The sequence below is a fragment of the Cupriavidus sp. 05N38 genome (genome assembly GCF_056397345.1).
In genome coordinates, this window is sequence record NZ_JBFTNF010000006.1 from 1 (window position 1) to 12979 (window position 12979).

Sequence of the window (12979 nt, forward strand, 5' to 3'; positions counted from 1 at the left end):
CTCGTGCCGGTTCTTTTCCCCGAAGCTCCGGTGTTGGCATTGCTGGATCCACTGACCTCAGCCGATGACAACGCCATAATGATCCTTGCCAATGGTGGTCGGGTATCAGAAATCTCCAGCGAACACGCCACGTTGGCGGCGCTCCGGGAATCCCTGGCCCGCGTGCTCTCAAAGGTCGGTGAACTCGTCAAGCCCGGGCTTCGAGCACCGTGGAACGTGGATCGCCGAGCGCGAACGACGTCCGGCGTTGCTGAAACAGGAGAGTATCGACAGCCATAGCATCGAGACTACCGGCAGGCCGCCACCGCCGCCTCCAGCCTGATCTCGTACGCCGAGCGCTGCTGCCTCGCCACCAGCGCCGTCCGCCCCTTCGTGGAGGTACGCAGCCGGGGACCTGCTAGCGCCTTCACTTTGCACGGCAAGGCCAGCGGAACGGTCGTCCTGCATCGTGCCCCTCCCCGGCGCCGGCCTTCGCTTGTGATTCAGTACGCCACTGCTAGACTTATTTTCGCCCGGGCTAGAAGGCAAATCATGACAACGTTCCAGCGCGGCAACCTATTTATAGTCACGTCCGTAGAGGAGTTGCCTTCGGGGCGATACCGGGGATTCTTGACCCTATCCGGAGGTGATGAAGCCGATACACGGCACACCTGCGCAAAGTGCCGAGACAACCCGCTTGATGCCCGTAACGATGCGGATGCTGACGTTGAATACGCCTATAGGCAATACCTTTCCGCTCGCATTGGCGGCAGTCCAAGGCCGCACTGAACACTGGCCCCATGCTACGATTTTTCCTCGTTGAAACGGGGGCGCAATGGAGAGCCAGAAACGCGTGGGGTATCACGATCTGACAGCCTATACGCAGCTCCTGTCCTCCGGGAAGCATCAGAGGTTCGTCCTGGTGAAGCACCACACACTCGCTGGCATTGTTCAGACGGTCTTTCGAGCGGGAAGATCGACCACGGAGGAAGCTGAGGCGTTTGCACAAGCGGAAGCCAGAATGGAGCGTCTGATAGGACTTCTCAATGACTAGGCAATCGCCACCAACATCGACTCGCCCCGCCTTTTCGGCTGGTCGTTTCGTTCAGTGCATTAGTCAGGCCACGCTTCCACCGTTTTCCGGTGCCGCACCGCACATTCCCCCAACGCCCCCAGCAAGTCCCCCATAACCCATTCCTGCCAAGCGTCATAGGCGGCCGCCGCCGGCGCGTCCGGTACGACGCAGGGTGCAGCGAGCGCACTATCGAGCGGCGGCGGCTTGTTGGGTCGCGGCAACGGCTTCGGCGAGCTTGCGCACGCGGAAATCATCAGGGCGACAGCCAGCAGGCAAAGGCGATGCATTCTTGAAGTCCTTGCGGATGGCGTCCAGCTTGGCGCCCAGGATGGATTGGATGCCGGCAAACTCGCCGGCCTTTTGATGGATGAGTGCGCCGGCCTCGCGCAGGTCCTGCAGCGCCAGGTTGGCGCTGCCCAGGTCGGCCTGCGCGCGGGCGGCTGTCAGCTCGGCGAGCTGCGCATCCTTGCGCCAGCCGTTGACAACCCAGCCGGCGCCGAAGACCGCCACCAGCACGACGCCGGCAGCAATGGCCCGTCTCACATCAGGCATAGCTCTTTCTCCGTTTGACGCCGGGTCACCAGCCCCGGCAGCACGCGCCCCTTGGCCATGACCCAGCGCGACAGCTCAGCGCAGGCCCCGGCCACGTCGCCGGCATTGAGCTTGCGCAGCAGCGTGCTGCTACGAAACGCGGCCGGCCCGACGTTGTAGACGAACGAGGCCAGCGCCGCGCGCCGTGTGGGCGGCAGGGGCACTGTCACCGCCCCGTCGACCACGGCCAGCGCCTTGCCCAGCTCGCCGCGCATTAGCGCCTCACACTCGGCGTCGCTCTTGCGCTGGCCGAGCTTCACGCCGGCCGTGATGCCGCTGCAGATGGTCGGGATCCCGACGGGATCCAGATAAGCCACGTTGCTGCGGCCCTCATAGAAGCCCACCACCACCGTCGCGATGGCCACCGCGCCGCCGGCGAGCGCCGCCGCAATCCTCTGCTGGATGCCCATCTCAGCCCCTCCGCGTGCGTGCGCGCCACCACGGCCGAATGGCCCTGGCCCACAGCGAATGCGCGATCAACCCCAGTACGTAAAGCAGCGTGGCCGCGCTCGCCCAATCGGCCACCCCATACCCCATGAACGACATCACCGTCACCGGCGCCGCCGGAGCGACCTTCACCACCTCTGATGCCATTTCGGCTTGAATCACTTCTGTTCCCCGGAAAAGAAAAAGCCCGCACGCGGCGGGCTGAACAATGCTTTTTTTGTGAAGGTGGAGCGAACCGCCGAGGCTTACACCTCAGGCAGCAGCGCGGTTGGGTCATGCGCCGCGTACACGGCCTGCACCCCCACCTTTACCGCCTCGGGCGTGTCGTCGAAGAACTCGATGTTGCCGAGCGGCGTCCACGAAAAATGCTCGCCAATCAGCCCGCCATAGGCTTTCAGCTCATCAAAAAAGGTCGGGCCGATCGGCTTCTTTTCGTTGCTTTGGTTTTCAGGCATGACCCCTCCTTAGCCGTGAATCATCACGGTGTTGTTGGCACCACCGAGCAGGGTGGCTTGCGATGTCGACGAGGTGGAGCCGTACAGCGTCGAAGTGTGATTCCCCTCCGCCATCCCGTTCACCAGAGAGCCGCTGATGAACTGCTGACGCAGGAATGTGGTCCCCGAAATGCTGATCTCGGAGGCCGCCCCGGCCAGCGCACCATCGATATACGTGGCCGCCGTGGTGAGCCCGCCCGACGTGTTATTTGACAGGCGCCCCATCGCCTGAAACGTCCCGCCATCGCTGCCACTGAGCAGCTCATTCCAGACCAGGAACTCGACGCGCAGCGCGCTCGTCACCTCGGCCAGCGCGGTGTTCGTGAAAGCGACATCGGTCAGCAGCGTCGCAATGCCTCGCTTAAGCCGCCGGTTGAACCAATTCAGGCAAAACATCTGCAGCGCCGAGTCAACAAAGTTCTTGGCCGCCGTGGTGCGGATCAGGCCGACGAGCGTCCGCGAGGGATCCCCATTCTTGATCTGCACACCATTCGTATCCGTGGCGCGCACCGTCGTCGACGGTTCCAGCGCCATCACACCACCCGCCGTCATGTACGCATACACGTAGTAGTTGGTGCTTGCCGCCAGCCCGGTGTTGTCAATCGATACCCCGGCCGCCGGGATCTGTTGCGGCGCCCCGGCAATGATCAGGCCATTGCCATCGAACGCCGACAGCTTGAGCTGCGTGCCACTCACCACCGATAGGCGACACTGACCATGCCCACCACGCGGCAGCAGCGCCATGATCGCCTGCACCAGCTGGTTGCGCTTCGTTTCATCCGGCGCGATCCCGGCCTGCGCACAGACTGCCAACACCTCGTCGGTGATCGCGTTGCCCCAGCTCGCCGGGATCAGCGAGCCGATCCGGCCAATCGTGGCGTCCTCGTCGACAAACTTGCCGTCGACCAACCCGACGCCCGGGACACTTTTCGGGTAATCCATATCACTCCTCGTAGTTGAACAGGACGATCGTGTGGGCCGGCGCGTAGCGCTTCAGCAGACACTCAATGCCCTCGTTTTGGTTCATACCGAACCGCTCACCCCATTGCGTGACACCCCAGCGCCGCCCGCCCTCAATGCGGCGCCCGAGATTCACTGTCCAGAAAAACTGCTTTCCCCAGGTGCCAAAGCGGTCCCGCCCGAAGCGCGACCGCCCGAAGCGGGGCGCGCGATGCTCGGTGATCGTGGCGTCGAGATAGCCCTGCCCCCACGCGATCGACAGGAAATAGGGAATGCTTTGGCCACCCACCGCGACATGCCGGGCCCGAACCGCCTTGCGCCGATCCTCGAATGAGGGCGTCGCCCCCATGCACGGATCCGGCAGCGCCATGACGCGCTCCCAATCCGGCACCAGCTCGCGCACGGTGAGCGGATCCGCCTCCTCGATCATGTCGCCGGCCCGCGCATCGACGCGCGCAAACTCGGGCGCGAGGCCGGCGAGCAGCGCGTGAATCGCCGCCGCCTGCTCGACTTCCCATGCCGGCCCCGGTGGCAGCAGCGCGCTCAACTGCTGCGCGTATTCCGCGTCGGTCCTTACGGCAGCCATGCAATGCCTCCGAAGGTCGGGATCTCATTGACCGCCAGCACCACGCTGGCCGCCGGCGCGACCAGTTGGTGATCGTTCTCGCCGGGCGACTGACTGATCGCCTCACCCAGGTGCGTGCGGATCACCGTGACCCCGAGATCGCCCTCGCGCTTGAGCAGATCGCGCAGCGACTGCTCGATGGCCGCACGAGTCTGCGTGGTGTCGGGAATCGCCTTGATCTGGAAGGCGATCACCTTGGCCGCCGGCGCGAGCACATACAGCTCGGCCGTGACCGGGCGCGTCGCCTCGATGTGCGCCTTGACCTGGTCGAGCACGGCCTGCACCGGGATCGGGCTCGCATCGTTGTCGCGCACCACGAACAGCCCCACGGTGCCCGGCCCCATGTAGTTGCGAATGCACCAGGCGCGCGTGATGCCGGTGACCTCCAGCGCCCATGTCACGTAGTCGTCCGCTGCGCCGCCTTGCGGCACGATCTGGTAGGAGCGGATCACGCGCGAGCGCAGCGATTCGATCGTTTCCTGATCGGTGCCGCCCACGATCCCGCCCACCCCCACCACACCAGCAGCCGCGACGCCAAGCACGGGCGACACCAGCTCCATCGCCGCCCCCTCGGCCACGTCCCCGCCGCGGCCGGGATCCACCGCCGTCACCGTGACCGTGGCCTGCGCGCCGGCAAATTCGACGGGCGTGACCACCGCGTAGCGCCGGCCGTCCGGCGTCTGCAGGATCGTTCCCGCATCGATGACGGCCGGCGCCTGCCCATTCATGGCGACCGGGCCGGTGGAGGCGATCGCCTCGCCGCGCGGCGTTTTGAGGCGCAGCCTGGCGATGCGCAGCAGCATCTCCTCGTCACAGGTATCCGGCAGGATCTGGTCGGCCGCCCACTTGATATGACCATGCAGGCCGGACGTGGCGCCGGCATGCACGCGGCTGATCACGACCTGGTCGGAGCGGCGCAGCGCATCGACCGCCTTGGCGGTCAGATCCGCATCGGCGCGCTGCACGAGTTGCGGGAGTGTCGGAGTGCTAAACGCCATGCTGTACCTGCCAAATGTCATCGAAGTTGAACGGCGGCAGCGGACCGCCGTCGTCGGATAGCGTCACCACCAGGTTGACGCGCGTGCGGTCGGGCGTGGTCACCTGCACGTCCACCGTGCGCACCAGCTCGTCGTCGATCATCCACTGCAGCGCTTCGCGCGCGTACGCCTCGGCCGCGCGCAGCACCTCGGGCACAACCGTCTTGCGGCGCAGAAGCCAGAGGCGCGAGCCGATCCGGTCGCCGGCCACGGCCGGGAAGGTGTCGCCCCACCAGCCCATACGCTGGTCGTCGTCGAGCTGGTCGTCGGCCCCTGCGCGCCGCCAGGTGAACAGGCTGATCTCGGCCGCGCGATAGAGCAGCGCCTGCTGCGCGGTCGTCGTCATAGCTGCATCTCCCCGGTGATCGCGCCGGTTTCGGGATGCTTGTGGTGCAGCACCGGCTTGCCCGCGATTTCCACGTCAACCGCCGCCTTGACCTTTCCGCCGGCCTCGAAGTCCTTTTGCGTTGTCACCTTGGGCGCATTCAGCTCGATGGCCACCTCGGCGTTGACGCGAAAGGTGCCCGTGGTCAGCTCGGCGATCTTGCCGTTCTTGAGCACCAGCGCCTGCCCCTCGCCGGTGAAGATCGCCACCTCACCGGGCTGCAGGCCCTGCAAGCGCGCCCGGCGATCGGTGACCATGAGGGCGACACCGTGCGAGCGATCGCCGCCCAGGAACGCCACCAGCGCCTCGGCACCCTCTGTCGGGCAACTGGTGAACCCATACGGCTCAAAGTGCTCCACGTTGTCCTTCACCTCGCGCGCGGTGAGGCGCAGCTGCAGCGTCTGCAGCTTGCGGCCGGCGTTGGCCAGCACCACCCCGCCACGCGCGAGCATGCCTGTCACAAACTGGTTCATTTCCTTTTTTCCCAATCGGCCGGCAGCAGGTACTCGAAGTCATCCTTCCCCTTGCCGGTCTTGTCCCGTTTTCGGCGCTTGCTTGGATCCGGCGGCTCAGCCTCGAAACCATCCGGCGGCGCCACCGTGAGCTTTGCCTTAGTGCCGCCCTGGTTGCTCAGGCTGTACTCGATCTCGGTGATCAGGAGATCCCGGTCGAAGCCCACCAGCGGATCGACGACGCGCACGATCTGGTTGTGCCGCCATAGCGCCCCGTTGGACTGCCGCCAGCCTCGCACCTCATAAGTGGCCTGCAGCGCCTTGCTGATCCGGTTCTCGCGCTCCCACGCCACGCGCTGGCGTGCCAGCTCGGGCGTCATCTGCCCACGCTCGTGGAGCACCAGCACGCGCTTGCGCGGGATTCGCGCGTCTGTCGCTCGCGCCTCGACCTCGCTGGCCGCCAGGCCATAGACCTCATCCGTCCCGGCCCGCTGCCCCTTGCTGACGTACTCGGAAAACACATTCGCGAAGTCCAGCGGCGCGTCACCACTGAGCAGATTGACGCCGCGCTCAAGGCGATCGACCGCCCGGCCAGCACTACCCGGCCGGGCGATCACAAGCCGCCCCTGCGCGTCATCGGTGGACAACAGCCGAGACAGGCGCAGCAGCCGATCAATGGACTCGAACGCCGTCTCGCCAGGCTGGATCGTGTGGTCGGCGAGCGCCGCGTTGTCCTGCAGCTCACTGCGCACCGTGATGCCAAACGGTTGCGCGAGCGCCTGCACGATGCGCAGCACGCCCTGATTGCGCCACTGGCCGGGCGCGTTGTCAGCGCCACAGTCCACCAGATCGCCCGTCAGCGACCGGCCAGTCACCGAGGTGGAGATCTCCCGGCTATCCCACCGCACGGGCGTCGCATCGACCCAGCCGGTCAGCATCAGCTCGCCACCGATGCGGACCTCGCAGCGATCGCCCTGCCGGATCATGCGCGGCCGGTCACCGCCGCCCGGCCACTTCCACGTAATGCCGACCGAGAAGTCCCGCGCCTGGCGCTCGATGCCCGCCCCGATCCGCACGTCTTTCCAGCCGCCGTAGTCCATGCCGTTGACGGTCAGCGTTACCTCGCTCGCATCGCTCATTTCATGGCCACCTGCAGAGGCGCCGGCGGCAGAAAGCCGGGATGCGACGCACGGTTACGCACCACGATCTCGTCGGCCCGCGTGGCGTCGCCAAAGCGCGCATACGCGAGAACCAGCGCCGGCACCGGCTGGCCAGGCGTGACGGTCGTCAGCCTCACCGCCGGCCGCGCCACGGCCGCCAGGTGCCGCGACACCTGAATCCGCGCATCGGTCAGCAGCTGGTAGTGCCACTGCGGTGCGGCCTGCGCCTGCCCCCAAATCGCCTCTGTGACCTCTTCGCGCACGTCGAGCACGTCGTCAGCCACCGGGATCTCCGGCCGCTCGATCGGCTGCTGCACCTGCACGTCCACAGACGGGGCTGTCGGCAATGGCGCCGGCGCGGTGGCCACCGGCATCTCGCCCACCTCCTTGACGGTGTCGGCGATCAGCAGATCCTGCGTGAGCTTCACCGTGGCATCGTGGACCGCCGCCGCTGCCTCACCCTGCGGCGGCACGATTGCCGCGAGCGACGATACCGCCGAGGCCTTGCCGAACAGGCTACCCAGCCCACTGCCGAAGCCATCGAACGCATGGAAGGCGCCCGGCAGGTTGGCCATCACGCCGCGAATCGTGCCGGTCAGCTCGCCCGGCGCGTTGAGCACCAGGCTGGCGAGGTTCTGCGCGGTCCCGATCGCCGCGGCCAGCGGCGCGGCGTACTGCTGCAGCGCGCCGAACGTGCCGGCGGCGGCCTTGGACAGTTGCGCGACATTGACCTGCGCCGTGTTGACCGCGGCCATGGCCTGCTCGAAGCGTGTCAGCCCGCCCTCGGCCAGCGCCGCGCCGGCAGCGGAGGCCGCCTTGCCGGTGTTGACCTTGGCGGTCGGGTTGAGCAGCTCGCTCGACTCGGTGAAGGTCAGATCGAAGCGGGCCATGCCGCCCTCGGCGTAAGCGTGGGACATTTCGCCCTCACCCGCCGCGACCTGCATCGTGCCCAGCCACGGATGCACCAGCTCGCCAGGCCCCTCCTGCTCAAGCGCCTTGAGCAGGGCATCGCGCTTGTCCATATAGTCCGCGCCGATGACGAAGGCGGTGACCTTGTACGCCCGCGTTGCCCGCCCCATGTCCTCGACATAGGGCACGTTCTTGCCCGGGTATTCGTGCGTGACCGTGCGTCGCCCCACGGGCACCTTGTCCCCATCCACCTGGAACGGGACGCCGCGGAATGACGCCGGGCGCAACTTGTCGCGCCAGCTGGCCATGCTTTCTCCTTTAGGATGCCCCGGACAGCGACCGGAAGCCGACGCGCGGGGTCATGGTGAGCCCCGGCTGATTGGTATTGCCTGGATCGACACGGGTGCCCGGCGGCGCGTTCTCGAACCGCACCACCATGTCGCCGCGCAGCTGCTGCGCCTGGGCCGTCTGCCCAGACAGGGATGCCGTCCAGTCCCGCAAGCCCTGCGTGCCGGAGCGCACCCCGTTGCCGAGTGCCTCGGTGGCGGCCGGGCGCGAGTCCTGGAACAGCGCGCCGACCTTCTGACCGACCCACTGCGCGCCGCTCATCAGCGGCTCGATGTACGGCCGGACCCGGTCCCACAGGCCGCGGAACCACGCGACGATGGGCTCCCAGTTGGAAATGATCAGACCGAGGGGCGTGAAGTTGTAGAACAGGGCTTTGATGCCCTGCCACGCGACGCCAGTGACCGCTACCACCGCGCCCCAAAGCGCGCCGAAGAACTCCTTGATCGGCTCCCAGTTGCGGATGATCGGCGCCAGCACGGTCCAGTCCAGCGCGACCTTGATCCAGCCCCATGCGACCTCGGCGTAACCCTTGATCGCCGACCAGATGCCCGCGAAGAACGGCGCCACCGTCGACCAGTTGGCGATCAACAGGCCAGCCGCCAGCGCGATGCCGCGCACCACCAGGCCGACCGGAGACAGACTCAGGATGCCGTTAAGCAGCGCCATGGCGCCCGACACCCCCACCACCGCCAGCTTGAGCACCAAGAGGCCCGCAGCAGCGCCCAGGACGCCCTGAATCACGCCCGGGCTGGCATTGGCGAATGCAGCCACGCCATCGACCAGCGGGCCAGCCACCGCGAGGAAGTTATTGAGTGGCGGCAGCAGGATGTTGCCGACCGCGATGCCGACACCGGCGACCCGGTTCTGCATCAACTGCATGTTGTTCGCCGTGGTGTCCGCGCGGGCCGCGTATTCGGCCTGCATCGAGCCGGCGTACTTCGAGGCGTCACCCACCTTCTCGAAGTTGGCCTTGAGCAGATCCATGTTGGTGAGCAGCGGCGCGATCGCCCCGATGGATTCCTTGCCGAACAGCCCGTCGAGCACCGATGCCTGCTTCGACTTGTCCACCTTGCCGATGGCCGTCAGCACGCGCAGCATCGTGCCCTGCGCGTCCTTCTGCATATCTACGGCGAGCCGCTTGGCATCGAGTCGCAGCGCCTTGAACGTCTGCTGCTGCTCTTTCGTCGCACTGGTGCCCGAGGTGAGCGTGAGCATCATGTTCTTGATGCCAGTCGCGGCGATCTCCTCCTGCACCCCCATGCCCGCCAGCGTTGCACCCATGGCGGCGATCTGGCTGGCCGCGAAGCCGGCCACCTCGCCCAGGGGGCCGATCCGCGTCACGATCTCGGAGATCTTGTTCGCCTTGGCCGGCCCCGTGTTGCCGAGGTAGTTGATCTGGTCGGCCAGCGTGACCACCTCGGTCTGCCCCAGCTTGAACGACGTGCGCCAGGTGGCCATCATCTCGCCGGCCGTCGCAGCGCTCTGGTCGAACGCCACGCCCATCTTGACGGCGTCCTCGGAGAACTGCAGCAGCTCCTCGTGAGACTTGGCGAATCCGGCCTGGCCGCCGGCGGCGGTGATGGCCGCGATGTCCTTGGCGGCCATCGGCAGGCGCTTGGACATGTTGACGATGTCCTGCCCCATTTCCTTGAATTCGCCCGGCGTCTCGAAGTTGACCACCTTGCGCACGTCGGCCATCGCCGATTCGAAGTCGATCGCCGCCCTGGTCGCGGCGATCACCGGCGCCGCCAGGACGCCACCCGCCAGCACGTCGCCGAACGAAAGGCTGCCCATGCCATCGGCCTTGAGCCCCTTCCGGAAACCAGCGAGGTTCTTGCGGATGCCTGCCAGCGTGGGCGACAGCTTGTCGACGCCGGTGATCAGCGCCTTGAGTTGAAACTTATCGGCCATCCCCTACTCCGTGTCCGGCACGCTTTGCCGGTTGATGCGCATGGCGTGGTCGTACTGCTCCGCGATGATGCTGACCGGCCGGTCGAGCACCACCTCGGGATCCACCTTCCAGAAGCTGGCAAGGTCGTACGCGACGCGGATCAGGTCGTCGGCGTCGGTGACTTGCCCTTGAAGAAAAAACCGGCGACCGCCCAGCACAGCGCATTGAAATCGGACAGATCGAGTTCGTCGACAGCCGACATCGGAATGCCGCCGCACTTGACCAGGTACTGCGCCGCGGCGGTCGGGTTGAGCTGCACGTTCTCGTCTTTGTCGATCCAGTACGGCATGGCCTTGATGACCCGGGCGTCGGCCGGCTTGGGCTCGCGCAGCACGATCTCGTCGATCGCCTCACCGTGCGCGTTGACGGGCTTGGTGAGCTTGATGGTGGTTGTCGTCATTGCCACTTGCCCTCCACGCCATTGAACTCGAGCGACACCTTGCCGTCATCGCCAGCAGCGGACGGCTCGCCGACCACGTAAGCGCCGGTGAGCACGTAAGTCTTTCCGTTCTTGAACTCGATCGTGACCACCATGTCGATCGCGTCCTGCAGCTTGGTGAGCGGGAAGTCCTTGGTGAACGACATGTCCGCCTTGATGTAGGGGACCAGATCCTCCTCTTTGATCATCCCGGGGCGGATGCTTTCGCGCTTGTACTTCGTGATGGGCGCCTCGCCCGCGCCCTGGCAATCGAACTGCGTACCGTCCGCCTTGACGTAGACGGTACCGGCAATTTTTTGACCCATATCGGTCTCCTAAAATGCAAACGGCCCGCACGATGGCGGGCCGCGAGGTTGAGACAGCCGGTGCTTACGCGGCGGCCTGGTCGGGGTACTGCAGGCGGAACTGGTTGAGCAGCGCGAAGACACGCAGCTGGTTCACATAGTCCGGCGGGAACAGCACGTTGACCCGGTTCGAATTGTTCGCGTCACGTTCCACCACCAGGTACTGCGCGAAGAGATCGGCGTTCTCCACGATGCCGTCACGCTCCAGCCGCATGTACGCGGCGATCAGCTCGTTGCGGATGATGGACGGGGTGACGATGGCCTGCCCTTCCCCGAACCGCGTGCCATCGTTGGCCAGCTTGTGACGCCCGAACTTGCTGGTGACGATTGAGCGCAGGTAGCGCACCACGTAGGCCGTGGTGTGCATCGTCTCGCTGTCGAGATACGAGTCGTCGGCCTGCCCGTAGGCGTTCTTCTGGTACGTCGTGATGGCGCGCTCGATGCGCAGGGTGCCATCGCCCGAGGCAAAGGTGGCGATGCCATTGTTGAGCAGCGCCTGACGCTCCTGCAACAGGAACCGCTCGCCGGCCGGCGCCGCGTCGATGCCAAGCAGCTGGCCGGTTTGCGTGGGGCGAGCCACGTCCGCCGAGATAAACACCGCCTGGCGCGCGACGAACGCCGCCGCCACTTCCCATACGGGCGAGGCCACATTGGCCTCGATGCCGCCCATGGTCATGTGCTGATCATTGCGCACCGAACCGGCCGCAACCAGCGCGCCGACCGCGCCACGAATCGCCGTGTAGACGTGGCCGTAGAGTTGCGCCATCCATGCCCAGCGCCCGGAGATGTCGCTCATCCAGTCCGCGCAGGCATTCAGTGTGGTGGAGTCGGTCCACGGTTGGCAGACGAACTCGAACTCTTCGTCACCCGCCCCCGCCAGCACCGCGTCCATGTCCGGATTGCCGGCACCTGACGCCATCGCCGTCACCGTGACGGTCAGGCCCGCCGGCGTGCGCTCGCCATTGGTCAGGCCGGCGCGGTTCATCTCCAGACGGATGTCGTTGCCGGTGGCACCCTTCCACTTACAGGTGACTGTCACGTCGGCGGTCGCCGCCACTGCCTTGGCGGGCATGTTGAGCGCCGCGTTGATGGCGTTGGCCAGCGCAGTGGCGACGGCCGCTGCTGCCATGCCACTGGCCACCGTCACCTGCAGCCGGCGGCCCGCGACATACACCGACAGGATGCCCGCCTCGGTGGCAGTGCCGGCGATCGCGAACTTGCCCGTCGCGGCCACGCCGGACGCCAGCTTGACCGGGAGCATCCAGATCTGCCCCATCGGATCGCCGAGGCGGAATTTGCGGTACATGGCGGAGAGCATGGAGCCCTCGCCCGTGATCGCATCGACGTCCGCCTGGCGCGTCGCCAGATACAGCTTGCCGGCCACCCCCGTCGCGTCGTCGCTGGCCTGCCCGATCAGCAGGCGCTTCATTGTGGCGGAGCCGCCGCCGGCCTGCGAGTTGTCGACCTCGGCGAAGAACAGCGGGACGCGGAGGTCGTTCGGAATGTTGCTGAATGGCACGGACATTACTTGCCCCCCTTACCCGTCTTGCCGGCCGGGGCCACTTCGGCCTCACTGGCTTGGCCCTGGACTTCGGCCACGCTTTCGACGGCGGCCCCCGGCTCGCCCTCGATCGTCACGTCGCCATCGTTGATGCGACGCACCCAGTAAGGAGTGCGGACCACGGCGCGCCCCTCGGGCGGCAGGTTGTCGCGGTATTGCGGATCCGGCACCACGCGCCCCTCAGCCGGGGTCACGTGGACCGTCTTGCGGTCAGCGTTCATG

Annotated in this window: 18 protein-coding genes; 1 reads left to right on the forward strand and 17 read right to left on the reverse strand. The window is 66.4% G+C overall.

Annotated elements, in window-relative coordinates:
• On the forward strand, positions 1 to 279 hold a 279-nt coding region (locus AC1DK4_RS06185), incomplete at its 5' end, for a hypothetical protein (RefSeq protein WP_441649724.1).
• A gap of 961 nt (positions 280 to 1240) precedes the next feature.
• Here the strand turns inward: AC1DK4_RS06185 and AC1DK4_RS06190 are convergent.
• The 17 genes from AC1DK4_RS06190 to AC1DK4_RS06270 all read right to left on the reverse strand — a co-directional run bounded on the left by AC1DK4_RS06190 (position 1241) and on the right by AC1DK4_RS06270 (position 12978).
• Positions 1241 to 1570: a hypothetical protein gene (locus AC1DK4_RS06190; RefSeq protein WP_441616166.1), complete on the reverse strand. Its 330-nt coding sequence runs from the start codon at positions 1568 to 1570 to the stop codon at positions 1241 to 1243.
• A gap of 23 nt (positions 1571 to 1593) precedes the next feature.
• Positions 1594 to 2055 carry a lysozyme gene (locus AC1DK4_RS06195; RefSeq protein WP_441616168.1) on the reverse strand — a complete coding sequence of 154 codons (462 nt, stop codon included), beginning with the start codon at positions 2053 to 2055 and terminating at the stop codon, positions 1594 to 1596.
• Between the two features lies 1 nt (position 2056).
• A complete protein-coding gene (locus tag AC1DK4_RS06200) occupies positions 2057 to 2254 on the reverse strand; it encodes a hypothetical protein (protein ID WP_441616170.1) in 198 nt (65 codons plus the stop codon).
• 83 nt (positions 2255 to 2337) lie between these two features.
• Positions 2338 to 2547 (reverse strand): hypothetical protein, encoded by a 210-nt coding sequence (locus tag AC1DK4_RS06205; RefSeq protein ID WP_441616172.1) that lies wholly within the window; start codon positions 2545 to 2547, stop codon positions 2338 to 2340.
• Positions 2548 to 2556: 9 nt separating this feature from the next.
• Complete coding sequence (locus tag AC1DK4_RS06210) at positions 2557 to 3528, reverse strand: hypothetical protein (protein WP_441616173.1); 972 nt, start codon at positions 3526 to 3528, stop codon at positions 2557 to 2559.
• A 1-nt stretch (position 3529) separates the two neighbouring features.
• A complete protein-coding gene (locus AC1DK4_RS06215) occupies positions 3530 to 4132 on the reverse strand; it encodes a YmfQ family protein (RefSeq protein WP_441616175.1) in 603 nt (200 codons plus the stop codon).
• Complete coding sequence (locus AC1DK4_RS06220; protein ID WP_441616177.1) at positions 4120 to 5169, reverse strand: baseplate J/gp47 family protein; 1050 nt, start codon at positions 5167 to 5169, stop codon at positions 4120 to 4122. Before AC1DK4_RS06220 ends, AC1DK4_RS06215 begins: the two co-directional genes overlap by 13 nt.
• Entirely contained in the window at positions 5159 to 5554 is a 396-nt protein-coding gene (locus AC1DK4_RS06225; RefSeq protein WP_441616179.1) for a phage GP46 family protein, read from the reverse strand. The genes AC1DK4_RS06220 and AC1DK4_RS06225 overlap by 11 nt, the downstream gene beginning before the upstream one ends.
• Positions 5551 to 6066, reverse strand: coding sequence for a phage baseplate assembly protein V (locus AC1DK4_RS06230; protein ID WP_441616181.1), 516 nt, complete (start codon positions 6064 to 6066; stop codon positions 5551 to 5553). Before AC1DK4_RS06230 ends, AC1DK4_RS06225 begins: the two co-directional genes overlap by 4 nt.
• Entirely contained in the window at positions 6063 to 7184 is a 1122-nt protein-coding gene (locus AC1DK4_RS06235) for a phage baseplate assembly protein (protein WP_441616183.1), read from the reverse strand. The genes AC1DK4_RS06230 and AC1DK4_RS06235 overlap by 4 nt, the downstream gene beginning before the upstream one ends.
• Positions 7181 to 8422 carry a DNA circularization protein gene (locus AC1DK4_RS06240; RefSeq protein ID WP_441616185.1) on the reverse strand — a complete coding sequence of 414 codons (1242 nt, stop codon included), beginning with the start codon at positions 8420 to 8422 and terminating at the stop codon, positions 7181 to 7183. The genes AC1DK4_RS06235 and AC1DK4_RS06240 overlap by 4 nt, the downstream gene beginning before the upstream one ends.
• Positions 8423 to 8432: 10 nt before the next feature.
• The gene (locus AC1DK4_RS06245; protein ID WP_477131441.1) at positions 8433 to 10373 is read right to left on the reverse strand and encodes a phage tail tape measure protein; all 1941 of its coding nucleotides are present in this window, start codon (positions 10371 to 10373) and stop codon (positions 8433 to 8435) included.
• A gap of 3 nt (positions 10374 to 10376) precedes the next feature.
• Positions 10377 to 10571, reverse strand: coding sequence for a hypothetical protein (locus AC1DK4_RS06250; RefSeq protein WP_441616510.1), 195 nt, complete (start codon positions 10569 to 10571; stop codon positions 10377 to 10379).
• Complete coding sequence (locus AC1DK4_RS06255) at positions 10514 to 10813, reverse strand: phage tail assembly protein (RefSeq protein WP_441616189.1); 300 nt, start codon at positions 10811 to 10813, stop codon at positions 10514 to 10516. The genes AC1DK4_RS06250 and AC1DK4_RS06255 overlap by 58 nt, the downstream gene beginning before the upstream one ends.
• Positions 10810 to 11157, reverse strand: a complete 348-nt coding sequence (locus tag AC1DK4_RS06260; protein WP_441616191.1) for a phage tail tube protein — start codon at positions 11155 to 11157, stop codon at positions 10810 to 10812. Before AC1DK4_RS06260 ends, AC1DK4_RS06255 begins: the two co-directional genes overlap by 4 nt.
• A gap of 64 nt (positions 11158 to 11221) precedes the next feature.
• Complete coding sequence (locus tag AC1DK4_RS06265; RefSeq protein ID WP_441616193.1) at positions 11222 to 12721, reverse strand: phage tail sheath subtilisin-like domain-containing protein; 1500 nt, start codon at positions 12719 to 12721, stop codon at positions 11222 to 11224.
• A complete protein-coding gene (locus AC1DK4_RS06270) occupies positions 12721 to 12978 on the reverse strand; it encodes a DUF2635 domain-containing protein (RefSeq protein WP_441616195.1) in 258 nt (85 codons plus the stop codon). Before AC1DK4_RS06270 ends, AC1DK4_RS06265 begins: the two co-directional genes overlap by 1 nt.
• Position 12979: the final 1 nt, after the last annotated feature.

What these genes read in the sequence shown, in the direction of transcription:
- AC1DK4_RS06195 (WP_441616168.1), bottom strand. Translation starts at nt 2,055, where the DNA reads ATGGGCATCCAGCAGAGGATTGCGGCGGCGCTCGCCGGCGGCGCGGTG.
- AC1DK4_RS06205 (WP_441616172.1), bottom strand. Translation starts at nt 2,547, where the DNA reads ATGCCTGAAAACCAAAGCAACGAAAAGAAGCCGATCGGCCCGACCTTT.
- AC1DK4_RS06210 (WP_441616173.1), bottom strand. Translation starts at nt 3,528, where the DNA reads ATGGATTACCCGAAAAGTGTCCCGGGCGTCGGGTTGGTCGACGGCAAG.
- AC1DK4_RS06215 (WP_441616175.1), bottom strand. Translation starts at nt 4,132, where the DNA reads ATGGCTGCCGTAAGGACCGACGCGGAATACGCGCAGCAGTTGAGCGCG.
- AC1DK4_RS06220 (WP_441616177.1), bottom strand. Translation starts at nt 5,169, where the DNA reads ATGGCGTTTAGCACTCCGACACTCCCGCAACTCGTGCAGCGCGCCGAT.
- AC1DK4_RS06225 (WP_441616179.1), bottom strand. Translation starts at nt 5,554, where the DNA reads ATGACGACGACCGCGCAGCAGGCGCTGCTCTATCGCGCGGCCGAGATC.
- AC1DK4_RS06230 (WP_441616181.1), bottom strand. Translation starts at nt 6,066, where the DNA reads ATGAACCAGTTTGTGACAGGCATGCTCGCGCGTGGCGGGGTGGTGCTG.
- AC1DK4_RS06235 (WP_441616183.1), bottom strand. Translation starts at nt 7,184, where the DNA reads ATGAGCGATGCGAGCGAGGTAACGCTGACCGTCAACGGCATGGACTAC.
- AC1DK4_RS06240 (WP_441616185.1), bottom strand. Translation starts at nt 8,422, where the DNA reads ATGGCCAGCTGGCGCGACAAGTTGCGCCCGGCGTCATTCCGCGGCGTC.
- AC1DK4_RS06245 (WP_477131441.1), bottom strand. Translation starts at nt 10,373, where the DNA reads ATGGCCGATAAGTTTCAACTCAAGGCGCTGATCACCGGCGTCGACAAG.
- AC1DK4_RS06255 (WP_441616189.1), bottom strand. Translation starts at nt 10,813, where the DNA reads ATGACGACAACCACCATCAAGCTCACCAAGCCCGTCAACGCGCACGGT.
- AC1DK4_RS06260 (WP_441616191.1), bottom strand. Translation starts at nt 11,157, where the DNA reads ATGGGTCAAAAAATTGCCGGTACCGTCTACGTCAAGGCGGACGGTACG.
- AC1DK4_RS06265 (WP_441616193.1), bottom strand. Translation starts at nt 12,721, where the DNA reads ATGTCCGTGCCATTCAGCAACATTCCGAACGACCTCCGCGTCCCGCTG.
- AC1DK4_RS06270 (WP_441616195.1), bottom strand. Translation starts at nt 12,978, where the DNA reads ATGAACGCTGACCGCAAGACGGTCCACGTGACCCCGGCTGAGGGGCGC.